The 23,440-nt window shown below is 36.4% G+C and carries 19 protein-coding genes and 1 pseudogene; 15 read left to right on the top strand and 5 right to left on the bottom strand.

Features of this window, described 5'->3' with window-relative positions:
- Nucleotides 1–192: 192 nt before the first annotated feature.
- Nucleotides 193–1,776 carry a hypothetical protein gene (locus NSQ99_RS12230; protein WP_340836848.1) on the top strand — a complete coding sequence of 528 codons (1,584 nt, stop codon included), beginning with the start codon at nt 193–195 and terminating at the stop codon, nt 1,774–1,776.
- A gap of 656 nt (nt 1,777–2,432) precedes the next feature.
- Here the strand turns inward: NSQ99_RS12230 and NSQ99_RS12225 are convergent.
- Both NSQ99_RS12225 and NSQ99_RS12220 read right to left on the bottom strand, forming a co-directional pair.
- Complete coding sequence (locus NSQ99_RS12225) at nt 2,433–2,768, bottom strand: YolD-like family protein (protein WP_340836847.1); 336 nt, start codon at nt 2,766–2,768, stop codon at nt 2,433–2,435.
- Nucleotides 2,765–3,982, bottom strand: a complete 1,218-nt coding sequence (locus tag NSQ99_RS12220; protein WP_340838788.1) for a DNA polymerase IV — start codon at nt 3,980–3,982, stop codon at nt 2,765–2,767. Before NSQ99_RS12220 ends, NSQ99_RS12225 begins: the two co-directional genes overlap by 4 nt.
- 147 nt (nt 3,983–4,129) lie before the next feature.
- Here NSQ99_RS12220 and NSQ99_RS23250 point away from each other — a divergent pair.
- Nucleotides 4,130–4,247: pseudogene (locus NSQ99_RS23250) on the top strand (IS1595 family transposase); the annotation flags it as partial.
- A 202-nt stretch (nt 4,248–4,449) separates the two neighbouring features.
- A complete protein-coding gene (locus NSQ99_RS12215) occupies nt 4,450–5,778 on the top strand; it encodes an IS3 family transposase (RefSeq protein WP_340834771.1) in 1,329 nt (442 codons plus the stop codon).
- Nucleotides 5,779–6,325: 547 nt separating this feature from the next.
- Here NSQ99_RS12215 and NSQ99_RS12210 read toward each other — a convergent pair.
- On the bottom strand, nt 6,326–6,655 hold the full coding sequence (locus tag NSQ99_RS12210; RefSeq protein WP_340836846.1) for a helix-turn-helix domain-containing protein: 330 nt from the start codon (nt 6,653–6,655) through the stop codon (nt 6,326–6,328).
- Between the two features lie 165 nt (nt 6,656–6,820).
- Between NSQ99_RS12210 and NSQ99_RS12205 the strand changes: the two genes are divergently transcribed.
- From NSQ99_RS12205 to NSQ99_RS12190, 4 genes are all read left to right on the top strand, one after another.
- On the top strand, nt 6,821–7,297 hold the full coding sequence (locus NSQ99_RS12205; protein ID WP_340836845.1) for a hypothetical protein: 477 nt from the start codon (nt 6,821–6,823) through the stop codon (nt 7,295–7,297).
- A gap of 312 nt (nt 7,298–7,609) precedes the next feature.
- Nucleotides 7,610–7,933 (top strand): hypothetical protein, encoded by a 324-nt coding sequence (locus NSQ99_RS12200; RefSeq protein ID WP_340836844.1) that lies wholly within the window; start codon nt 7,610–7,612, stop codon nt 7,931–7,933.
- 654 nt (nt 7,934–8,587) lie between these two features.
- Entirely contained in the window at nt 8,588–10,024 is a 1,437-nt protein-coding gene (locus NSQ99_RS12195; RefSeq protein WP_340836842.1) for an ATP-binding protein, read from the top strand.
- A 131-nt stretch (nt 10,025–10,155) separates the two neighbouring features.
- Nucleotides 10,156–10,569: a hypothetical protein gene (locus NSQ99_RS12190; protein WP_340836841.1), complete on the top strand. Its 414-nt coding sequence runs from the start codon at nt 10,156–10,158 to the stop codon at nt 10,567–10,569.
- Between the two features lie 275 nt (nt 10,570–10,844).
- On the opposite strand, the gene NSQ99_RS12185 is transcribed toward NSQ99_RS12190, so the two are convergent.
- Nucleotides 10,845–11,453 (bottom strand): stalk domain-containing protein, encoded by a 609-nt coding sequence (locus NSQ99_RS12185; protein WP_340836840.1) that lies wholly within the window; start codon nt 11,451–11,453, stop codon nt 10,845–10,847.
- Nucleotides 11,454–11,624: 171 nt separating this feature from the next.
- Between NSQ99_RS12185 and NSQ99_RS12180 the strand changes: the two genes are divergently transcribed.
- Both NSQ99_RS12180 and NSQ99_RS12175 read left to right on the top strand, forming a co-directional pair.
- Nucleotides 11,625–12,197 (top strand): hypothetical protein, encoded by a 573-nt coding sequence (locus tag NSQ99_RS12180; protein ID WP_340836838.1) that lies wholly within the window; start codon nt 11,625–11,627, stop codon nt 12,195–12,197.
- Between the two features lie 1,274 nt (nt 12,198–13,471).
- Nucleotides 13,472–13,948 (top strand): CD3324 family protein, encoded by a 477-nt coding sequence (locus NSQ99_RS12175; protein WP_340836837.1) that lies wholly within the window; start codon nt 13,472–13,474, stop codon nt 13,946–13,948.
- 272 nt (nt 13,949–14,220) lie between these two features.
- Here the strand turns inward: NSQ99_RS12175 and NSQ99_RS12170 are convergent, their stop codons facing one another.
- The gene (locus NSQ99_RS12170) at nt 14,221–16,752 is read right to left on the bottom strand and encodes an ornithine cyclodeaminase (protein ID WP_340836835.1); all 2,532 of its coding nucleotides are present in this window, start codon (nt 16,750–16,752) and stop codon (nt 14,221–14,223) included.
- Between the two features lie 445 nt (nt 16,753–17,197).
- On the opposite strand from NSQ99_RS12170, the gene NSQ99_RS12165 reads away from it, so the two are divergent.
- The 6 genes from NSQ99_RS12165 (at nt 17,198) to NSQ99_RS12140 (ending at nt 22,934) form a co-directional block, all read left to right on the top strand.
- Nucleotides 17,198–17,785 carry a deaminase domain-containing protein gene (locus NSQ99_RS12165; RefSeq protein WP_340836834.1) on the top strand — a complete coding sequence of 196 codons (588 nt, stop codon included), beginning with the start codon at nt 17,198–17,200 and terminating at the stop codon, nt 17,783–17,785.
- 335 nt (nt 17,786–18,120) lie between these two features.
- Nucleotides 18,121–18,534 carry a hypothetical protein gene (locus NSQ99_RS12160; RefSeq protein WP_340836833.1) on the top strand — a complete coding sequence of 138 codons (414 nt, stop codon included), beginning with the start codon at nt 18,121–18,123 and terminating at the stop codon, nt 18,532–18,534.
- 367 nt (nt 18,535–18,901) lie between these two features.
- The gene (locus NSQ99_RS12155) at nt 18,902–19,255 is read left to right on the top strand and encodes a hypothetical protein (protein ID WP_340836831.1); all 354 of its coding nucleotides are present in this window, start codon (nt 18,902–18,904) and stop codon (nt 19,253–19,255) included.
- Between the two features lie 2 nt (nt 19,256–19,257).
- Nucleotides 19,258–20,370, top strand: coding sequence for a protein kinase family protein (locus tag NSQ99_RS12150; RefSeq protein ID WP_340836830.1), 1,113 nt, complete (start codon nt 19,258–19,260; stop codon nt 20,368–20,370).
- A gap of 98 nt (nt 20,371–20,468) precedes the next feature.
- Nucleotides 20,469–21,698 carry a hypothetical protein gene (locus tag NSQ99_RS12145; protein WP_340836828.1) on the top strand — a complete coding sequence of 410 codons (1,230 nt, stop codon included), beginning with the start codon at nt 20,469–20,471 and terminating at the stop codon, nt 21,696–21,698.
- 57 nt (nt 21,699–21,755) lie between these two features.
- Nucleotides 21,756–22,934: an ATP-binding protein gene (locus tag NSQ99_RS12140; protein WP_340836827.1), complete on the top strand. Its 1,179-nt coding sequence runs from the start codon at nt 21,756–21,758 to the stop codon at nt 22,932–22,934.
- The last annotated feature ends 506 nt before the right edge of the window (nt 22,935–23,440 follow it).

Raw genomic sequence — 23,440 nt, 5'->3', positions numbered from 1 at the left:
AAGCTTCGATCGGAAGTAGCAAGGCTATTTGTATGTTATGAGGATATTCCTTGTGCGTAAGCCTTAACAATTACCGAGAGGCTGTATTAAACTAACCTCAAGAGTCCATCGTCAGCATTATGTTTCAAATAATGGGTTTTAATTTTGTGATAATTCATTTTTTATACAAATATTAATTAGAGGTGGAAATCAATGAAAAAAAAATTACCGATAAATACTTCTAATATTATAAAAACATATTCATATCACGCTTATATTTCTTCAATACTTTTAGATGATAAAATGGACGAAGAGCCTAATGTTTGGTTCTCGGACATAAAAATTAGTAATAATGGTGCAGATAATATATGGTATGAACGGCAGATAACTGAAAACAATAGTTTACCGGAGATAGAATTTATTAGCGAAGTATCTCTTGTAGATCGCAATAATGCTTCTTGTAGTCAGGGCGACATTTCCGCTCTAAGTGATAAAGACAATTTTAATTTTATTTATTCAAAGTTAAAAGATACTGGCAGTATTCAAGTGAAGATAGATCATATTAAAAATACAGGTGTCTGGTCAAAAGCAGGTTTGATGTTAAGGGAAACAATTGAATGTGACTCAAAATATGTTTTTATCTTTGCTACTCCATCTGTTAACGGTATAGTAATACAAAAGAGAGTTAAGCAAGGTGAGGTGGCAGATTATCAGAAAGTAAGTGTTTCGAGTTTTCCAATTTGGTTGAAAATTGAACGTATCGACAATTGTGTAAATATATACTGTGGTAGTAAAGAGGGGGAATGGGATTATGTAACATCGGTTCTATTCGAGTTCTCGAGAGAACTTTGTATGGGATTAGCTTTATGTTCAACGAAAGAAAATGCGTACCTGGATTGGTATGCTACGAATTATATTCAAATGTATTGCTATAAAGATTTTAATATACACCTAATACCTATTGATTTTAACGTAGGCCCTCATAAAAGTGAATTTTACTCTTTTTGTCCATATCTTGAAGTTCAGAATTTAACTTATTCTTTGATAGAGAGTCTTAATCAAAACATTATTGATCTAGTGATTAGATCCATAGATGATGGTAACTATATTGACGTTCAATTGGATGAATTTTACGTGCCAAATAGAGAGAATTTTGGAAAACGTTACTTTATCCACACTAATATGATTTATGGGTATGATAATTCCGACAAAACTTTCGACATACTAGGATATGCGGAAGGTAATGTTTTTAGAAGCAGTAGGATATCTTATTATGACTTTGAAAGAGCTTTTTATAAGGGAGAAGACAGTCAAGTTACATTAATTAAGCCTCATAATCATTATTCTTATAATTTTAACTTATCTTTAGTAAAGCAGCAATTATCTGATTACATGTATGCCATTGACTCATTTTCATGTTTTAATATTAATCGAAATGTTGAACCTAATATCGTACACGGAGTGGAAGTTTATGATTACCTAATTGTCAATCTACCTATTAGACCAATAGATCTTAGACCGCTACATTTAATATATGAACATAAAAAAATGATGTTACTAAGATTAGAATATTTCAGGAAGAATGAATTAATAAGTGAAGACTTATTTGAATTCTTATTCGCTGAATATAAATCCCTTGAGAAACTGTCTTTGGTTTCCAGAAACCTACAACTTAAAAACGCAATTAGTCCAAGTTCGAAAAATATGGACAAAATAATCAATAATCTTAAAATGATTAAGTGTAGAGAATTGGAGCTAATCCCTGTATTAATTAATGGTTTATGCCAGATAAAATGACCTTATCTCAAACATTCAGATACGTTTTTTCACTTGAGGCGCCTAACAAGGAAATCTACGGTTTCAGTCGTGATTGTAGGGTGCCTCTTCTGGCATAGTAAAAATATGTCTAGCAGCTATTGAGGTTGAAGAACGTGGCTCGGGAATATTTTTTTCTGCTTGCTCAATTGCAAAAAGGCTTTGGATAAACTTCAACAGACGGCTTGGAGAGGCATGCACCCCTGCATATACAATCAGATACCCTTTTAGAAGTTATGTGGAAAACTGAGAATGGTCTAGATGACTCTAAGTGAATGCTACTTCCAAATCACATGATACTTAAGAGATACATGCAATAATTGAGAGTGACACGATTTTGCAAAGTAATCAATATAAGAACTTGTGTGCATTAATCAAAAAACAGTGCTTGCGGAGCATTTTAATGTCAAGCATGTTTGTCTGTTGATGCTCAATATTTATATTTCGTATCAAAATAAGAATTTGGAAGGAATCTAATTGTATAACATAAATACCCTTGAAGGAAGGAGTTTTTCAGTCTATAATGTCATGGCACACTGTTTTCAAAACGAGCAAACTATTTGCCTTTCTGTTCAGTTAAAGAAAAATAAAAGTTAAATATAAGGTCATAGTGTCCCAATAAGACATTCAAACTTCCTTCACATAAATCGAACACTTACAATTTCGTCAAAATCAATCCATTCAAATCCTTGTTCATTTTGCACTCTAAAATTTTTATTGAACTGGCTTATAGCTGTTACTACACCACAGATTATAAGATCCTGGTACTCATTAAAAACTTTAACTTGGATAGTTTCTTTATAGTGAAGTGAGTGATTTATATTTTGGTTTATCACTTCCAATTCATCTTGATGGATGGATGGTCGACTTTTTTTGTTATACTGTTTTTGATGTTCAATAATGCTCTCTTTATGCTGAGGTAACATCATCCGACTAGATTCCCATAGTCCGTTTCCTTGAAGCTTTATACTCATTTGTAATGCCCCCCAATTTTAGCTGATCTATTAACAGCCTGCCCTGCAGATGTTACTGAGCTGGCTCTTAGAATGGAGATATCCCCAAATCTATCCTTTATGTCATCCATTACCTTATCAACGGCTCTTTGATGCTCTTTATCGTCAAACAGAGTTAACTGATAAGATGTAGTCGAAGATAGCTCGGATAATGAAACGCTGACTCTCCTAACAGGTCGTTTATCCCAAAATTTATGAAAAAGCTTCTTTGCAGCGTCGTATACTTCAGTTGTTATGTTAGTTGGATCATCTAGTTTCATTTGTCTGTGAAATCCAGTAGGATGGTCAAAATCAGCACCGGAAATACTTACGGAAATGACTCTTGCCATTAATTCGTTTTTTCGTGCTCTCCTTGTAACTTCAGTACAGATATCAAGAAGAACAGCTTCTATTTCCCACGCTTCGCTATAATCCCTAGGAAGAGTCATGCCATTTCCAATATTTTTTTGAATATTATGAGTTGTTAATGTTACAGGTGAGTTGTCTATCCCGTTTGCGACACGCCATATTACTTCTCCATTGACTCCCCATTTAGCTCTAAGTCTATCTACAGGTGTTCTAGCTATATCCCCAATTGTTTTAATTCCCATCTTCCATAGGTGCTTTTCCATCTTTGATCCAATTCCCCACATGTCTCTAACTGGTTTATCCCAGATGTATTTATCAAGTTCGTTTTTTTGTAAATGAAATACACCGCCGGGAATTTTTTTTGCAATCATGTCACAGCAGAGCTTAGCTATCACTTTGTTTTCTCCAATTCCTGCTCTGGCAACAACCCTTGTCGTAAGATAGATTTTTTTTTGAATTTGCCTTGCTAAATCAATCGGATTATCGGCAAATAGATGCATTGAAGATGTATGGTCAGAGAACATTTCATCAATCGAATAGGGTTCTACTAGGTCTGTAAATGACTCCATAATATTTAAAATTTGATTAGATACGTCTATATATTCTTGCATATGTGGCTTTACAACAATCAATTCAGGACATTTTTGTAGAGCTTGCCAAAGTGGATCGGCAGTAGTCACTCCCTTTTTTTTAGCTAAAGGGCACGCAGCTAAAATTATACCCGACCTTTGGGAAGGATCTCCTGCAACCGCCAAGGGTTTATTTTCATAAGAAGGTAATTTAGCCTTCTCCACACTTGCATAAAAACTCTGCATGTCAATTAACATAACAATTCTTTGCTTTTGTAACACATGGACCACTCCTTTAAAAAAATAAGAACGTGTGTTCCTATTCCTTGTATTCATATTATATACCAAACAGCCCTTCTTTAATCAAGAGGAATTATTTGTATTCATGAAAGATCGAAATTATATTCTGACGGTAAACACTTTATTAAGGTTTGTATTCGTTCAAAATGTGAAAGATCTCTGTTCTCGTATGAAACAATGGATACACCGATTTAAAGGTGTGTTTATCAAGTATTTACATAACAGATAAACGATGAATTGTTGACTGATGAAAACCTTAACGAAAAATGATGCTTTATTAAACGAGTAGGGTTATTTTAATAAAAAAGAGGAGACCTTATTTTAGAATGGTACCTGTAGTTAAGACACTTGAAAAAGAGTGTGCGAACTACAGGTTTTTTTATATACTAGAAATTAAGATTAGAGGACGAGGACTAGAGGCTACTATGAGTAAACTATTATTTTCACCCAAAGATGTACAGCTACTTCAAAAGAATCCAAATGTACAACAAGTTAGTGAACGTACCATTACGTATACAGATGCATTCAAAAGTAAGTTTATCGATGAATACTTAACCGGGAAAACACCAAGACAAATCTTCAAGGAATACGGATTTGATGAAAAAATGATTGGTATCAAACGAATTGAACAATCTTCATCACGTTGGCGAAAAGCGTATGAAAAGAATGGTTTAATCGGGTTAACGGATACACGAAAGTCTGGATCAGGTAGACCATTAAAGCGTGAATTAACAATGGCTGAAATAATGGAAAGACAGGCTGCACGTATTCAGCTATTGGAAGGGCAGATAGAGCTGCTAAAAAAGCTCGAAGCGACAGAAAGGAGGCTACTAAACGAAGGCCAAAAAATAAGCACAAATAAGATTTTTCAATTACTTTCAGACACACTCACTACGTTTCCATTTGAACGCATGGTAACCTATTTTTGCGAACTATTAAATGTTTCTCGTTCAGGCTATTACAGCTTCTTAAAAGCGCGAGATACGCGAGTAATTAAGGAACAGAAGGATTTAGAAGCACGAGATTTGATTTTAAGAGCCTTTAATCGGCGTGGTTATAAAAAGGGCTCACGTTCAATCAAGATGACGCTTGAACAGGATTACAAGTGTGTTATGAGCCGTAAAAAGATCCAACGCATCATGCAGAAGTACGGGATTGTCTGTCCTCACCGCAGACCAAATCCTTATAAACAAATAGCAAGAGCAACGAAAGAACATCGTGTTGTGTCAAATAAATTAAACCGAGAGTTTAAACAAGGTGTCCCTGGGAAAGTACTTTTAACGGATATCACCTATTTGCCGTATAACGGAAAGTGTATGGCTTATTTGTCGACCATAAAAGATGGCTCTACCAACGAAATATTAGCTTATCATGTCTCGGACCGAATCACATTAGACATTGCAACAAAAACGATTGAAAGGTTAGTACGCAATAAGAAAGTCAAACTCCACCCAAAGGCTTTTATTCATTCAGATCAAGGATTTCATTATACAAGCCCGAAATATCAAAAACTACTAAAGAAACACAATTTAGATCAATCGATGTCACGCCGAGGAAACTGTTGGGACAATGCGCCTCAGGAATCATTTTTCGGTCATTTTAAAGATGAAGTGAACTTTGAATCTGTCCAAACTCTGGATGAACTTAAAGCGAAAATCGATCATTACATCGTCTATTACAACAATTATCGTTACCAATGGAATTTAAAAAGGATGGCTCCTGTACAATACAGAAACCATCTCTTAGTTGCGTAATCTCTTTTTTTTACTGTGTCCTTGACATAGGTACCACTTTATTTAAAGGTTTCCTCTTTTTCTGGGCATTTATCAACATTAAAACTTAACAGAGCCTTGCATAAAAAACTTCCAAAACCGTTAAGAGCGCTTGTCATTATACTTGTGAAATATTATAATAGCTCTTTGAAACCTAATGGCATACTTTATTTTTAATACCAGCGGAAAAGCAACTCGTTAAATCGGTTGTTTTTTTGCGTCCTAGGGATAGCAAGGTTCCTTCTTCAAACTAATACAATTACTTAAGGCTTGAACTTTCCTTGAAATTAGCAAAAAAGGTCCCGGATATATTAATATCATCGGGACCCTTTTTATGTTCGGTATGTTATCTTAAGAACAACACAGATTGTATTAACTACGTGTAATAATTCTATATTGCCTAGAACAATTCTTTATTGTAATGAATCAGCTTAACAATAAACTCAATCCAGTTTTCACCAGCTATTTCAGATCATGTTGCTCCAACTAACTCTATATATCAGGACTATATAATTATTCACTGAGGTGGTTAGTGCGAATGATATAATTCTAAGAATTGTAGGAGCTTCTCTTTTTCCTCAAGTGTCATACTTTCGATTCTCTTTTGAATCATCACATTTGTAACATCCAGAGTATCTAATTTAGGAGATATCATCTTGAAAAAATCTACTAAATTTAGATCTAGAACAGTTACAATTTTATCTAGGTTTTCAATAGAAGGACTAATTTCCCCGCGTTCAATTTTTCCAATATGAGTAGAGTGAAGTCCGCTTAAATATGCCAGTTCTTCGATAGTATAGTTACGGAGCTTCCTTACAGTTCTAATGACATCTCCAACAGTCTTTTTTGATATTTCCATGAGCTACACCTCGAAACAACATTAGCGTAAAGGAGATGCGCTTCCAAGAGATTTTATGGAATGTATATATACCAAATATGGTTTATTTCTGTTATGATATAGTGATTAGTTTGAGAATCAATCAATATTTTATTCGAAACATATGAGGAGCAATAGGGGGATTAAATGATGAAAATTGTGCTCAGAAATATACCATCGAGAGCTCTTTTTTATAATTGTACTGAGGAAGAATTATACAACGTTTATCTTGAGTTTACTAATGGATGGTTAATTGACCCTGTTACCTGCAGTTCCCAACAATCTATAGAGAAAGTAGTGGATACAGAAAGATACTACGAGGAACTGTTACCATACGTTGATGATATATTTATTAAGCGTATTTTAGTAGAATCAATGATTATTGATGCAGAAACAAGCATTAATTACTATAAAGATGCAATAACTAATTCAACGCCAGAAGAATTGGAACGTAAATTGGGAGATCCTGATTCAAGTAAATGGTGGACATGGAATTATCCAACTCGTTTAGAAATATACCAAAGTAATATATACAGTGAAGAGGAGGATTTAAGAAGATATAATAATATGTTAGTTGAGTTAAAAAGACACGAATACTGTGAGATAGTCGAAACCGCTAACTAGATGGAGAGAATTTCAGTTAGTTGTGAATAATGTACTATTATGATAAGCGCTGCTACTGAAAATAAGCGATCATCGAGAAGATAGGTGAACTTTAAAATACGATGTTTCGCTGTTTTGTAAGAAATGTCAATAGTAGAAGCTAAACCATATTGTTTCGATTAAAAGGAGAATGTTGAATGATCTTCGAAATAACCGAAGAAATGCATATTAAGATTAGTAATTGGGACACATGCACAGTAGCTGATGTGACAGGAGCAAAGTTTGCATACACTTTTATTCCAACAAGTATTGGTTTAGTTATCAAAATTCAATGTGATATTTGTAAAAGGGAATTGGATCTTACTGAAAACTGGGGGTAAGAAAGCCAAGGAGGGTATCATTTTTAATAGTGCAGCAACTGATGCCGGCATTAGCAAAACAACGGCTCTTCAATTCGATCTGTTAATTCGAACAGACTATGATGTTAACATTCTTATTGTTAACAACACAGCAGCATTTGGTCCTGTATTAGGTTATTTATCTAAAGAAGCATTTGGGCTAAAGGCAACATATTGGATAGCAGCATTAATCTTGTTATTGCTAGCTCTACAGTGGATAATTTTAAGAACTCGTAAGTCAAAATTATTTAATTTATGAGAATAATCATAAAGCAGGGGCAAATAAATTTATGTAGTTGTTTATGATAGTTAGAAGATAAAGAGGAACTTATATTTAAAAATGGAGAAAATGTATTCTTTGGTGTGTGACACCAATGCGGCAAGGGAATTAATTTAGCAGCATGAGGTTCCCAATTGACACGCCATATGATATGTAGTAAGTTTTATATATACAAGAGGCAAACGCCGCACGACTACTTATCAATGTAGGATCACAAGAAAACACGGGGGTTAATGGAGAGATCCATTAACCCCCGTGTTTGTTTCAAAGAACGGAATTAATGAAAGTCAAAACAAGTAAGTATTAAACTAACGGGATACGTTAGTTCAATTGTTCAATAAGATTCAAAAAGATTCAAAAAGAAACGGCTGCCTAACTGGAGACAGCCGTTTTCTTATTGACAAAAGGTCAAGTTCTTGTCGTCCGATGTCCAATGACACAAAAGAGTCCTCAATAATTGTGAGGAAATTATTATTGTGTTTATAGATTTATATATTTTGCTTAATTGCTGTAGAACGGAACCTCTTGTTGATGCATAACAAGAACTCGTACCGTTTGTAAACAAAAGGAATTCCATATCATACGGAGAATACTTATAAGAAATGGACAAATACGTATTAAGGGGATAGGGAAGTGGTCACAGTACGCCAGTTTGACCTAAATATTGAAAAGGTACTCGAGCATTGGAACATTGCCTTTGCTTTACGTGAACTTATTGCGAATGCATTCGATGAACACAAGTTAACTAAGACTAAGGAACCTGAGATTTATAAAGATGAAAACGGCGTGTGGCATATCCGTGATTTCGGTAGGGGTCTGAGGTATGAACATTTTACACAGAACGAGAATAAGGAAAAGCTGGAGCATCCGGAGCTAGTGATCGGAAAGTTTGGGGTGGGCCTTAAGGATGCATTAGCGACGTTCGATCGAAATAATGTCCATGTACTAATTCATTCCCGCCATGCGGATATCACAATCGATAAGAGTCACAAGCATGGATTTGAGGGTGTTGTAACACTTCATGCTGTTATCCAAACGCCTTCAGATTCCAATCTCGTTGGAACTGATGTCGTTCTGCACGGAATAAAGGATGAGGATATGGATCAGGCAAAAGACTATTTTCTGCATTTTTCAGGCGATAAGGTATTGGAGACTACTACATATGGATCAATTTTAAAACCAAAGAAAAGAAAACATGCACGAATTTATGTAAATGGTCTCTGTGTTGCCGAAGAAGAAAATTTTCTCTTTACGTACAATGTAACATCATTGAATGCTGCCCTTCGTAAAGCTCTCAATCGGGAACGAACAAACGTGGGGCGGAGTGCTTATACCGACCGTGTTAAATCTATTTTATTAGCCTGTTCATCCTCAATGGTAGCGGATGAATTGGCAGCAGATCTGAAGAACTTTGAGGCAGGCCAACTTCATGATGAACTCCAATGGACTGACGTACAACTTCATGCCTGTAAGATCTTAAATGCCAATGAAAAAGTGATTTTTTTGACACCGAACCAATTGCGAAATGGAGGTGCTCTAGTAACTTATGCTCAAAATGATGGACATCGGATCGTGGTCGTGCCCGAATCTATTGCCAATCGATTAGGCAATTTAAAAGATATACAAGGCGAGCCGATTCGTGATTTAGATGGATATCGCACAGAGTTTAACCACAGTTTTGAATTTGATATAGTTCCGCTAAAACAACTTTCAAAAACAGAGCTGAGAGTTTTTGCTGCGAAAGATATAATTTTTAATTGGTTAACCAAGTCCCAGACACAGAACATCAAAGAGATAAGAATATCTGAAACCATGCGGATGGACTTTGTAGGCAATGAGACACTTGGATTATGGGAACCACTGGAACAACGAATTACTATAAAGCGTAGCCAGTTAAGAAACGTTGCCGATTTTGCTGGGACTCTCTTGCATGAGGTTACACATGCGTTTACAGGTGCAGATGATGAGACGATGGAATTTGAGCGTGGATTAACCGAACTACTAGGTCAACTGGCATCCTGTGCCTTACAAAAAGAATCAAAGAAAGGATTCTGGGATTTATTTAGGTGATCTCCACTTAGATCCTCACATGATGGTTTATAAGGAGGCGCAGCATCTGCGATAGTATTACAAGTCATTGAGCTAACGGGCAGGTTAGTTGAAGAGTGATGGTTAACTAGTGTTAAAATCTAGTGCAGATTGTGATGAAAAATAAATACGTAAAAAATATGAATATGAATTTTGAGCAAGAAAGTATACAATATAAACAAAAAATTGGTGTGCACATAATTATATTAGACGCATTGGTAGCAGAAAGGAACGGTCAAATGAAAAGAGAAGAGGTTTTAGCTGCCCTTAAAGCAGGAGAATTTGATGGTATAAGTCATACATATCAACCATACAGTGGTTACGGGAAAAATGGTCATCAAATAGAAATGTGTGTATCCTTTGGGACTATCGAGGTAACGAAAATTACTACAGGCAAAAGCTTTAACGGCAAGGAAAATGAACGATTTGAAGATAGGACAACTGAGGTCTTAAGTGATTATAAAGCGGTTGATTTTATAGAAGCTCGTCCGTATTACTTTAAACAAAGAAGACCAGATTTGTTTTAGACAGAGACTCGAAATATTCAACTAACGGATACGATAGTTTAGTCAGATAATCGTTATTATGAGAATGTATGTTCCCTGACAACCATATGTCAGGGATTTAATGCATATCAAAGATGGTAGTGGTTCGTCACAGCTAGAATGTAAAGGGACCAGTATAACAGGGGATAAAAGGTCAATTCATTACTGCGCCGACTTGATTAATAAAACATAATGAGAAATGGAGGGGCTTGGTGATGGCTACATCGTCCAAGCCCTTCTTCGTGCAAGAAAATCGATCAGTAATTATATCCGCCTAATTTCCATACACCATTTTCTTTAATGAAATGAATGGATGTATAAGTTACACCATACATCCCTTGTTGTTCAAATTCATCGGTCGTTATTCTGAAGGTTTGGGTTACATCAGCCCAAGCCTGGTCATCACGAATTTCTTTGAACTTCAAATTGGTTATGGACACGATGACCCGATCAATCACCGATGATATTTTTTGAGATGCTTGTTCAACAAACAAAGATTGATACTTGTCCACGTCTTTGTCACTGATCGCTTTGGCCGTTTCATTCATTAGCTTAACAAGTTCTAATTCAATATCCTTATATTCATCTTCTTCAATGTACTGGAATATTTCCTTAATTTGTGCCTTCCTTTCATCCTGATTCCAACTCACATCTACGCCTAATAAATCCCCCGTATAGCGCAAAGGAATATACGTGTTTCCCTCGAAATTCAATACAGGCAGTGCGTTTTCTTTAAATGCTTGACCATTAACCTCTATCAAATAGTTAGCTTTTCTCAAAACATATTCCCTAATTTCACTGGCAGCAACGGTTGTCACTGTGGTCAATAATGCAACGGACAATAAACTTAAAAGAACCTTCTTCATTATTAAAAAAACCTTCCCAGCTTTTTAAGTTTATCCTAATACACATTCATCACCCGTTCAAGAACAAATTTGGATTAATAATCCACGCCGAATCGACCTCAAATTTTGTAAAGGACGAAACAAATAATTTTTGAAAGCGTCTTATAAGTAAATAGAGGAGGGATGATTTGGGTGAGAAAAAAGATATTTGCGATCTTAGCTGTGTCAATGTTAAGTGCTTGTACGGTAAACAACAATGCGGATATCGCAACTCCTAGTGCAGAGAACCAATCCTCCAGATCCGAAGATGCTGTAATGGATGAAAACGTTGCTTCAATTAAAAAATGGGATGCTGCTAATACCGAAGAGACGAATACACCTACAGCGACGGAAAATAATCTGACTCCTCAGTACATCGATGAAAGTAAATATGAAGGCGATGAATTAGGGATCGTCAAAACATTAAACAACTTGATGAAAGCAGGTTACGAGAAGGACGTTAATGCAAATAATTCGCTCATTACAGGAGATATGAATCCGATTAAATGGGAACATGAATTTAAAACGCTCATATTAAGTTTTGAAAAAATAGACTTTACTGTGAAACCTGACCTTACACCTCCTGAGGGTGCTAAACCTGTATGGGTTGAATATACAGAGAGTGTTTATGGACAGGAACCAGAATCAGATAAACAACTGTTTGTGTTTTGGTTTGAAGATGATATCTGGAAACTGCTTTATATAACTGATCATTGGCAGTGGTAAGAAAAAATCTGATTATTATGTTTTAGGATTTAAGAAAAAATTATATACCGTCAAAGAAAATAAAAGATTCCGTAGTTGAGCTAAAAAGGAAATCGACTTATTTTAAGTACAAAATTTGTACTATGACTGGATCCACAATTTACATTAAGTAAACATAAAGAAATTCTGTACATGCTTAAACAAGCAAAAGAGTGCAATGTTTAAGTTGACATTCATACTCCTTTAGTGAAATTTAGAAATGCTTCCAAAAAAACCGTGGGTAGACATCATCCCGCGGTTTATGTATGAGTAGCTTATTAAGTAGGGATAAGGGAGCCTATTAGGCTGTGATTACAAGATGGAAGAGGTGTCGTTTTTGCTTATTATCCATTGTTCGAACTGTGAAACACGAAATAACTTAGATCCGCATCGTGCATATTTGGCTAAATGTAAGATTTGCGGATCTTCTAGATATACAAACGGAAAAGGAGCTGCCGTGGTAGCACTTTACATATTCATAAAATAGGGCATTTAGTACATATGTACTGCTGGACGCTAAGCTAACGGGCAAATTTGAGCAACAATTTCATAATAAATTCGTCTGGTGACTAAATATATAATAGAAGGAAGTGAAGTAGAATGCGATGTCAGAAAGTCTTACTCTCTGCACTCATCATTGCTTGTTAATTTTTTGTTGGAACTGTCTCCGCAAAATGGGCATATGCGTTTGTTGTATATGATCATAATATTTATGTTATTTCAAGAGAGCATGTAGAACCTCAAAAAATTGGTTCGATAATTGGAAAGGTTACTAAACATTCAGGTGAGGAAGGTACTTATTCAGGTAATTTCTCGAATCACTACCCTAAGGGAACATAATATTATGAAATAATTGGTGTGAATGTAAGTGATGCAATAGCTGTGAAAGAAAATGATGAACGGTACATCAAAGCGACTTTGAAGGTAAATATGAAGGCAGCAAATATGGTTTGGGAGATTATCTACCTTATGTATTTAGTATTTTGCTACTAGGAATTGCTGCTATATTTTTCTTTAGAAAGAGGCTGAATCGTTAAGCTAATGGATTACGATAGCACAGCGGTGGAACCGATCCATCGCTTGTTTTGCATGTTGGAAATCCGCTCAGCTAACGGGCAGTTTAGTTGAGAACCATAATCTATTTGAAAATTTTACAGAAAAATTTACAGCATTGATATCGTTATGATGATGTGACACTATAGAAATATAAAGATAAGACAAGGGAGGTTACACAATACCAAGAGAGGGGCTAATAATTGAAGAAATATGTTAACGCAAAACAAGTCCTACCTAATTTACTAATTGAAGAAATCCAAAAGTACATTCAGGGATCGTATATCTATATTCCTAAGACTGAGCGGGTGGCTTGGGGAGCTAGTACAGGGATTCGAGATGAACTTAACCAAAGAAATGAACAAATAAGAAAACTATATAAAAACGGGTTTGAGGTATTGAAATTGGCGGAATTATATGGATTAAGTGAGGAAAGAATACGAGCTATTATCTATGGATATATATATCCAATTAAAGAGAACACTGATGAGGTGATTAAAGTGCAAAATGAGCAGCAAGTAAATAAAATAGAGGCAATGAGATTGTTTCAAGAAAAATCACAAAAATACGAACTCCCCTTAGTGGTTGTTGATGTAAAAACTGACATTCTTGATGATAAAAGCATCCTTTTTTTCTATTGCAAATCTAATACGATATTGAAATTGATTGGAATGGCTTGAATTGGCGTGAGCTTGGAAAGGAGCTATCTGAGATATTTGAACATACTATCGGAATCCGTGAAACTGTATAACATCAATATTTTTACTTGCTTCACTAACGGGTACGTTAGTTCAATGAAACAGCGACAGTCTAGGACTTTACTCGTCCATGGAAGTCGCTGTTTCAATTTCAAGGATCAGTGTAAAACTTATTCTATGGGGTCTGGCGGTACATCAATTCGAAAACCCACGTGGAATATAGAGATTCAGTCTAATACTTTTTCCGGAAAGACCTATATGTGTAAGCAGGTGATGCTATCCGAAAAATGGATAATAAAGCATTCCTCTTCCTCAATAACCTGGATGCCATCATAGATATTCATTTTCTCAAATTGCTGGCTGTTAATGATATTACCTTCTTCGTTAATCGTTGCAATGATAAAGCTATTCTGATTGCCGACGCCCCAAAGGAACAAGCCTTGATTCTCTAACCAAAAAGCCATGTTTTGGGAAGGGTTCGGAGGTGTGCTCAACCGCCATTTCAGTTGGCCCGAGAAATCATAATAAATGGACTCCTCTTTAGTAAGGACGAGAAATCCCACTTTTCCTTTGATGATGGAAGAAATATTACCCTTTGTTTTGATATCCCATATCTTCTCAGTCTTAGAGTTCAATAACTGAATTGTTTTGTTCCCAATCCTTATCAAGAGATCAGAAGAGGGAATTTCAAATGCCTCATAAATAGCCGCAGTAACTTTAAAATCAAATTTTTGGTCGCTATGCTTAACCTCATACTTTTTCTTATCTGTTCGTTTCAATTGGAAATGGGGCAAATATATTTCATGAAGACCGGCACCGAACTCATTTCCATCATCCATTTTGTCTTCAACGATCGGCTCCCCGATCGCCCATGAATCATTTTCGTTTTTGTACAAGTAAAATGATTCCGATCCCACTTCTTTTGTAAACGAAATAATTCCACTTTCCGTATTGATTTTTTCGATATAAAAGCGAATCGCTGGTATATTGAACTGCCCGATTTTTTTCCCCTTCTTATTTAGCATAACTAAGTTACCCGGGGCATAAGCCAGCTCATCTTTTAATGTATCACCAACAAAGATTATATTGCCATCCGGGGAGAGTTGAACTGAAAAAATGTACTTATTAAACCGGACGCTCCATTGTTTCCTCACTTCGAAGTCGTAGCAGTGTAGATCATAATTGGTTCTATAGCTACCGATTTTTTTTGAATCTCGCTCTACCATTTGAACAAAGTACATTCTCTTGCTATCAACATCCACGATTCGATTTTGAATATATCGCCTCTGTGGGTCAACGTAATTCCACTTCTTCCTGAAAGGTTTGGTTGCCTTAATTTCCGGCGCCACAATAAGATCTTCCGTGCCTATTGCTGTATCAGCGGCCTGCGTTGCTTCATAGATGGTCCACTGATGATCCTTAGGTGCCAGCCAATAATAGCCCATGGCCGATTGCGACCCATCGAAAAAGACATTGTGGTCGGACAAATTGAACAATCTCATTCCAGGATGACCTTCTGTTCCTGCAATCAATTTTCCAGTAAACTTATCCAGTTCATAAAGACGGTTGTCCTGGCAGACCAAAAGATATTTCTCTTGTCCTGGAATTAGGTCGATCGTCGATGCTTCCATCGGAAGTTTTGCTCCAAAGAAAAATTTACCCTCCCGGTTAAGCCAGAAAGTGTGACCAGATTGGAAGGACACAACGAGCTTATCGTCGAGCCAAGAAATATATCGCCCGCTTTCCTTAAACGTATTGCTCCATACCAGCTTTCCATGCCGATCCCAACCTGTTAATCTACCTTCGGATTCAAGAATGAACAGCATGTCTGTTGCAGGGTCATGAGCGAAGCCTGTGAAGGGTGAGTTAAAGGTTAAACGTCTAAAGCCACTGACAAACTGATCGGCCAGTTCCTCAGCAAAACGATGTATCGCTTCTTGTTCCGTGCGCGGCTGCAGTGCGTTTTTACGTGCCCGCTCTAATTCCTTTTCCCGCATTTCAGCCTCTTTCAATTCCGAAATGGCTATACGAGCGGATAAGGTTCCATCGGTATTAAATCGGTAAAGGCGATCCATGCTTGAAACGATTATGTCGGAAGAGTCTCTTGATACGGTTAGATGATATGTGGTTGCCTCGATAACCCCAAATATGGTATCCAATTTCTCGAGAAACCGGATACCCCACTTGAGGTCCCCGTTCATGGCAAAGCAATATAGTTCTCCTGGACCGTTGTAAGTTTCTCTTGTGCCGACAAGCCAAAATCCATGCCCTATAGCAGCGCGAAATGGCTGCCATTGAAATTCATAAAGGTAACCTGTCCCCGAATCGAACTCGATAAATCCGATCTGTCCCTTATCACTGAAAATCGCACCTTTTTCGTTAGCTTCGATAATCCCCATGTTCTCAAGAGGTGTGTCCTGATACGACAATCTCTTTAACTGATTCTTTTGAATGACTTCGAGCGTTTTGGCCGCCCCGGCAACCATTAAGGAGCCATTCTGATAATAAAGACGGAATTTTTTTCTGGAGCGGTACTCAAATCCAACGTAACGTCCGTCCGTTTTCTTCGTTGAGAAAAAGGTATCCCAAGTGTCGTCGATCTCCACTTGGACCGGGAACGAATGCAGCTGTTTGAATAGTGATCTTTTAATAAACGTATGATATTTGCTTCCTTTACTGATATGGTTAAGAGAGGGGGATGGGAGAGTTGCGATTTGTTTTTCAATCGTATTTGGCAAAGCGGGAGAGGGTGAGAATATATTCTTAATCTTATCGAGAAAGCCCATGGATACATCTCCTTGAATTATACTTTTCTATCATTTTACCACTTCTTGGATTGCATTAGTATGTTATTTGGCCTTCTGTTAATAGCGGCCTTATCGAGCGTCGGCCTGCTTACGCTAACGAGCAGTTTACGGTGGTTGCAGTATGTGATATAACTCTGCTTGATCATATGGTAATGTGGTAATTGCGATTTGAGCAAGATGCCTATTACGAGTCAGAAAAAGTGAAGAGTAGCTCAAATACTAATAAAGGTTCCATATTTAGTTTGGGTATTCATCATAATGTATAATTAACTTATTTTATAACGAGAGCTATCCGGCAACAAACGTAGATCCCTTTGGAGATGTTATATGTACGCCAATCAGTAGGGTTATAGAGTATTTTGCAGGATATTGGTATAGTATAGCGAAATATGTACTATAAATAATTTGGACGGGAGAAGAACCAATGGGTAACGTCAAAAAGTATCATTACTCCGCGAATAGTGTGGGTGATACACTAAAAAGACTAGTCGAATACCATAAGCATCGAATCGAGATATATGCTAGAAAAAAAGCAAAAAATAATCCGTCTACTTATAGAAATTACTTAAATGAATTCCCAGGGTTTGAAGGTGGAAATGATGCCGTATTAATATATCAAGCTAATGGAAACCCTAAATTAAGAATAATTAGATGTGCAAATAGCTTCGTAAACGACAGTACATCAAGCTTCGCAAATATCAGAGTAAGATATACGGGGAAATACGTTCTGATACCAGATTCTTATTCACAACAGTTTAATTATATTTGTACTAATAAACATCGAGATATTGGTATAGGTCACAATAGAAATAATGACACTGAATATAAACTTTTGGAGTATATTACGAGTAGAATTACTCCCCAACAAGTAGGCCACATTGATCTCTTTACTTATTATGAACCCTGTTTAAGTTGTGATTATGTTATTATTCAGTTTACAAAGAAATACCCGCTAATTACAATTGATGTTTATTTTGAGGAAGAATACCGTCCTGAGAATGGAGTGATATAGATGGAATATTACAATAGCAAACCAGAAATCACATCAAAACTCATCCAAGATTCAATAGCAAGTACTTGGTCGAAATATAAAGAACAGAGGACAGAATCGTTTTATAACACTTCTCAGTTAACATATTTTATTTTTGATAATTTATTTCGAGTTGTGAGGCTCAGACCTGAACTTATGAAGGTTACGTACGATACATTAATTCAACTGAACAAAAGAGAAGAGAATATTGACATGGTTCAGCACTTGGAAAATAAGAAACAAGAATACTTTAGTAAAGAAAACTTACAGTACTAACAGAAAGAATGCCTTCCACAAAATAGAATTGACCATTTTTTATGGAAGAGGAACATATAAAATCCCAGGAAAGTGAAAGCGAGAATTTGTATCGAACATTAAGTTTGTTATTCAAGGATCGAAAACTAGTTGTATTCCCAAAAGAAGAAAAACTTTCACTCGCTATGTTTTACTTTTCAAGAGTAAAGGATATGTTCCCGTCCGAATGGATGGACTACAAAGGGCAGAAATTAACGCATATTGTTTGTCTAGACGCATTATCAATAGCCGGTGCACAAGTTCTTAGTAACTGTGTGCAAGAACCCCGAAAACAAGTTGATCTAATTGCTGCTTCGCGACATATTAAAAGGATAAAGGGAATTAAGTGGTCTATTGACGGGCCATTGAAGTATATAAAAGGATTAAGTGGCTCGAGAACGCTTGCTGCAGAATTGGTAGAGCAAATGCTTGATTAGCCTACTAAGCAAACTAAATCATTACTATACTAGTAGAAGTAAAAAACTACATCATGAAACTGTAAACCATAAGAAGGACACTATAGAAGTGTTTCTCTTATGGTTTTTTCAATATTCTAAGGGGAGCAGGAGGAACCATAGATAGTTAATGGTTAGTAGAGCAGTAATCATTATATAGATGTTTATGATGCTGTTAACATTTAAATGCGGTAACAGCATCGGTTGCTTGTAAATCTTTAATATTTGTGAGGGCAATAAACAATGTGAAATTTTGTCGTATGAAAGAGGAAATATGTTGCAATGTAGGGAATATTTATTATGATACAAAAAAGGTGTGGTGGTCGCAGAATGAAAGGAAGTTGTAAATATGTTATCCGAACAGAATTATATAAAGATACTACACTATTTCGACAAATATTTATGGGATGGTAAGACGACAGAAACAAATTGGAACTATTACGGTCTAGTTTTGGACTGGTATTTTGATAATTCCGTATTATGTATTGATTATTTGGATATAGCTGATTACTTTGATCACAATGGTGGCTTTGGATATATAGATGACAAGTACCTATCGGAACAGTACGGTAATATTCCAACTAGTAAGTACCTGCAAGTCTTAGAGAATATACTGAACGTCCTTAAGCATTCAACAGTAAATAAAGAACAAAGCAACCATATGATTGAAGTAATCACCAAGGTTTTAAAAGGGACAACATAAAAATGCATAATCCCGAGATTGGATATTTAACTATAACGCCAGATGACATTCTTGATTCAGGATCATATTGCAATATTATTCGTGTTAGGGAAGGGGTTCTAAGAAAAGAATTAATATCTATATTTCAAAATGACGAGAAGCTTAAGGAGCGTATGAAGTACGAGTTTGAAAATATGCAGAAGCTTCAGGGGTGTCCGGCAATATTGAGTGTGTCTGATTTTAATCTCGAAACTCACTCATATCTTATGGAACAATGCGAAAAAAATCTTTATAAGCATCTGGAAGACGAAATGGAATTGTCTTTTGATGAGAGACTTAAAATTATAATGGATATTCTTACTGGAATGGCATTTGCACATGAAAACTCCATTATTCATAGAGATCTGCATTTGGGTAATATTTTGAAGATAGGTAACGATTTTGTAATTGCAGATTTCGGATTGAGTAAGGATTTGTCCATTGAGCGGAGCATGAAGTCTTCAGCAACAGAGAAAAATAATCATTTGTTTGTTGATCCCCTTGCTATGTCCGACTTTACGAAGTTAGATCAAAAAAGTGATGTCTATTCCATTGGTAAGATAATTGATTATGTATTTACATATAATGCTTCTGATTCTAATCATATGTTTAAGACCGTTGTTGAGCGTTGTATTTCCCGAAATAAAGATCTTCGATATGACTCAGCCCAATATATCTTTAATGAAGTAAAAAGTATTCTGAACGATCAAAATCAGGCAGAAAACAAACAGAATACGATTAATAAGATTCTGAATAATCATTATGATGCGCAAGTGCATGATTTTATTATTGGCTTGACAGAGGACGATAGAATCAGCAAGTTTATAATCTATCATAGGTTGTCAACGTTCTGGAAACTTGTATTGAGATTTGAAAGTGGTTATCAAGCCAAGATTCTACAGTCTATTTTATATAATTATTCGGAAGCGACAGGCCATGGCGGGTGGGCAAATTACGATATCTTCGCTCAAATTTCCTTTAGCTTATGTTTGTACTTGGAAGACCTGGAGGTAAGAAAGATTGCTAGAAGCATACTCGAAGGATGTGCTGATATAAGATACAGCGCTAAAAATCTGTTAGAGAAGCTAGCAGAATAATTTAAAAGCAATGCAGCTACAGTAGATCAGTATTTAGACTCCTATTTGCTCGAGTCACATCTTTCTGAACAAGATAAATAAATTATGGGAGACTTTTCATGAGAAGACTTGACTATTTTTTTAGGACAAGCCGTGGAAATTATGACAGGTACATGGCTCGTTATGCAAGAAGAATTAACTTTTATATCAACCAAGAAACTTATAGTAAGAACAATATGACTCAGACCGAGCAGTTGCGATTTCAGCAAGAGATATCTGCTCATATGGAGAAAAGCCAAAGGAGAGCATTTAAAGGACCCGTAATCCTTAAAATGGATTTTTTTCCCAACAGGGGGAACCCTCCAAGTATTCATAAATTAGCTAAAAATTATTTAGATTTGTTATGGAGACCAACTGAGGGGTTGAAAAACCCTCGACTACTTCTTGTGGATGATCGGCAAATAAGTATTCTTATTGTGAATTATCACGTACAAAATGTAAACCCTACTCCACACATCGAAATAAAATTGGCACCTATGCGGGATTTTGTTGAAGACATTCGATTGGTTGAGAACATCAGGTCTAAAATCAGCTTTCCTGAAGATGACGACCGCACAAGTTATGATGAGAAAGAAATATTATACGGTGATGCTAAAGATCCAATTGAAGGTTTTGAAACCATCCGTGAGTCGCTTATTGAAACTAATGAATTAAAGGGACTTATCACGGATTCTCTTTTTGAGAGAATGTACAATATGAAAATGCGTGAGTTCCAATCTGCTTTTTTCTTAATGGAAAAAATTAAGCCAACTGATCTGATGCAGTTATATCCAGACACAGAGAATGTTACTGATGATATTTTGGGACATATCTTTGAGCAACATAGAAAGATGATACTAACATACTCACTACCACCCCTTAGGACAGAGGGATTACCAATCAGAGCGGGTGAAACTAAACAATTTAAGGATACAATAAGGGGGATGATACTACAGTTTCGGGAAAAATATCCAGCTTTAGTTCCGTTGTTAATTAATCTGAATCTTACCATTCTCTACGTACCTCCAAGAACCCAAGAGATTGATCTAGATAACTTAGCTCGATACATTGTTCCTTTTATAAACGAGGCGTTGGAGCCACCAAATGGAGTTTGGTTTACTGGTTATCAGCATCCTAATCGATTCCCGAAACATACAATAATTCAATACCAAATAATAAAGATTCCTCGATCAGAGAAAGATCCTGAGAATGGCTCAGTCAGATTAGTCTTTGGCGAGTACCGCCCATACAAGGATTGTTGGAGTGATATTGACGATGTAATTAGTAGGTGGCGTAATGCAGTGTTCTAGTGAGTTATGGTGCGGTTGCTCAATTAGATTAAGACGAATTAAGGATGGTGATATTTCGTGCAGGCTATTGCTTTAGAAGATGAGATCAAAGAGTTGATCATAACAAAACGAGAAGATGATTACTGGGACTTCAAGGAGAAGCACCACTCAAATGATGCAAACTTGCTTCACGATATCATCTGCATGGCGAACAATCGAGCGGACAGGGATGCTTACATCATCTTCGGTATTGCAGACAGAACTTTTGAAGTGGTCGGGGTTGAAAATGGGGAGAACCGTAGAAACCAGCAACAAATGATTGATTTTCTGAAGGCTAAGAAGTTTATCTCCGGCATCCGCCCGCGGGTCGAGATGCGGACAATATGGTTGGCTGGACATGAGGTTGATGTCCTAACCATCAAGAATAGCACTGACACACCATATTATCTGACTGAGGACTTCCCTAATGTGGGGAGACGAGTCCGAGCTAACCATATCTACACTCGGATCGGTGATACCAACACCGATATCGATAAAAGCACTGACATAAACAATATTGAGTACTTATGGAAGAAGCGCTTCTTGTTAACACGTTCTCCATTTGAGCAGATCATGAAACGAATTGAAAACAAAGACGAATGGAAGCAAGATGAAGATACATACTACAATATCATCAATCCGGAATTTACGATTACATTGGAGTATGATGAGAATGTACGGGATACACGAGTGGAGTTCTATGCTTATGCAATGACCAACCCATCAACCTTGTATGGAATGTTGAGCATCAAATATTTTGGTACCCAACTCTACGGTAGACAAGTTGCAATTCTCGACAGTGCTCAGTACAGTACTCCTGTTCCAGAGTGGGGATTTTTCACTTTTTGTGAGTATAAATCTAATCCTGACTATGCTATGAAGTATTTTACCAAGGATAGCCCGCACTTTAAATTGAATACATTCTTATATGATGATAATAGCTTCGAGCAGGGGTATGCACGGCAAAAATTTTTTGAAGTTATCTTGTTATTTGAGGATTTGCTAGAAAAAGATGATTTTCTTGGATATGTGCATCTTCATAAAGATAATTTTCTGGACAAATTGGTAGCACTAGATGACGAGTGGTCTTGGATTGAAACAAATACTCAACGCCAACAGGAACAAGTCGTATTCAGACTGAAAACAGGAAAAATCTTGAATCAGATGCTTAAAGAATTTCGAAAAAGTGATCGTTCAGAACATGATTACACGGTTTAAGGAACAGAGGGAGGATCTTATTTTTGTTGGACTTTAAAGAATTGTAAGAAGATGGAACGGATCTGGAACGTCTAGCCAGAGAAATTTTTGTTCGTGAGGGGTATGAGACTCATTGGACTGGAAAAGGTCCCGATGGTGGTAGGATTTATTGGTCTAAAGTTCAAGGACCCTTAAGGTAATTTTGAACGGACTTGGTTGGTTCAATGTAAACATAATGCTCATCCGGAAAGAGTATTCGAAGAGTCGAGTCAAGCTCCTTAGTAACTGATTGTATGAGTGCAAAAGCCGGAGGTTACTTGCTAATTTGTACTACCGCGTTAACAACAGGACTTATAACGACTTATAGAGAGCTGCAAACTAATTATAATATTGTTATTGATTATTGGGATGAAGTCAAGCTAGAGGACAGGTTATTGAAACTATGCAACTTCTCATTAATCGAGCAATTCTTCCCGAGAAGCTCCAATAAAGTAGGTTGGAAAATTCATAATACATATTACCCTTCG

It is taken from the genome of Paenibacillus sp. FSL W7-1287 (assembly GCF_038004245.1).
Classification (GTDB): Bacteria; Bacillota; Bacilli; order Paenibacillales; family Paenibacillaceae; genus Pristimantibacillus; species Pristimantibacillus camelliae.
The sequence above is the reverse complement of the archived record's forward strand: the minus strand, read 5'-3'. Positions and strand labels throughout refer to the sequence as shown.

Excerpts from the sequence above, each read along its gene's own strand:
- NSQ99_RS12230 (WP_340836848.1), top strand. The coding sequence starts at position 193 with ATGAAAAAAAAATTACCGATAAATACTTCTAATATTATAAAAACATAT.
- NSQ99_RS12225 (WP_340836847.1), bottom strand. The coding sequence starts at position 2,768 with ATGAGTATAAAGCTTCAAGGAAACGGACTATGGGAATCTAGTCGGATG.
- NSQ99_RS12220 (WP_340838788.1), bottom strand. The coding sequence starts at position 3,982 with ATGTTAATTGACATGCAGAGTTTTTATGCAAGTGTGGAGAAGGCTAAA.
- NSQ99_RS12215 (WP_340834771.1), top strand. The coding sequence starts at position 4,450 with ATGAGTAAACTATTATTTTCACCCAAAGATGTACAGCTACTTCAAAAG.
- NSQ99_RS12210 (WP_340836846.1), bottom strand. The coding sequence starts at position 6,655 with ATGGAAATATCAAAAAAGACTGTTGGAGATGTCATTAGAACTGTAAGG.
- NSQ99_RS12205 (WP_340836845.1), top strand. The coding sequence starts at position 6,821 with ATGATGAAAATTGTGCTCAGAAATATACCATCGAGAGCTCTTTTTTAT.
- NSQ99_RS12185 (WP_340836840.1), bottom strand. The coding sequence starts at position 11,453 with ATGAAGAAGGTTCTTTTAAGTTTATTGTCCGTTGCATTATTGACCACA.
- NSQ99_RS12170 (WP_340836835.1), bottom strand. The coding sequence starts at position 16,752 with ATGGGCTTTCTCGATAAGATTAAGAATATATTCTCACCCTCTCCCGCT.
- NSQ99_RS12165 (WP_340836834.1), top strand. The coding sequence starts at position 17,198 with ATGGGTAACGTCAAAAAGTATCATTACTCCGCGAATAGTGTGGGTGAT.
- NSQ99_RS12160 (WP_340836833.1), top strand. The coding sequence starts at position 18,121 with ATGGAAGAGGAACATATAAAATCCCAGGAAAGTGAAAGCGAGAATTTG.
- NSQ99_RS12155 (WP_340836831.1), top strand. The coding sequence starts at position 18,902 with ATGTTATCCGAACAGAATTATATAAAGATACTACACTATTTCGACAAA.
- NSQ99_RS12150 (WP_340836830.1), top strand. The coding sequence starts at position 19,258 with ATGCATAATCCCGAGATTGGATATTTAACTATAACGCCAGATGACATT.
- NSQ99_RS12145 (WP_340836828.1), top strand. The coding sequence starts at position 20,469 with ATGAGAAGACTTGACTATTTTTTTAGGACAAGCCGTGGAAATTATGAC.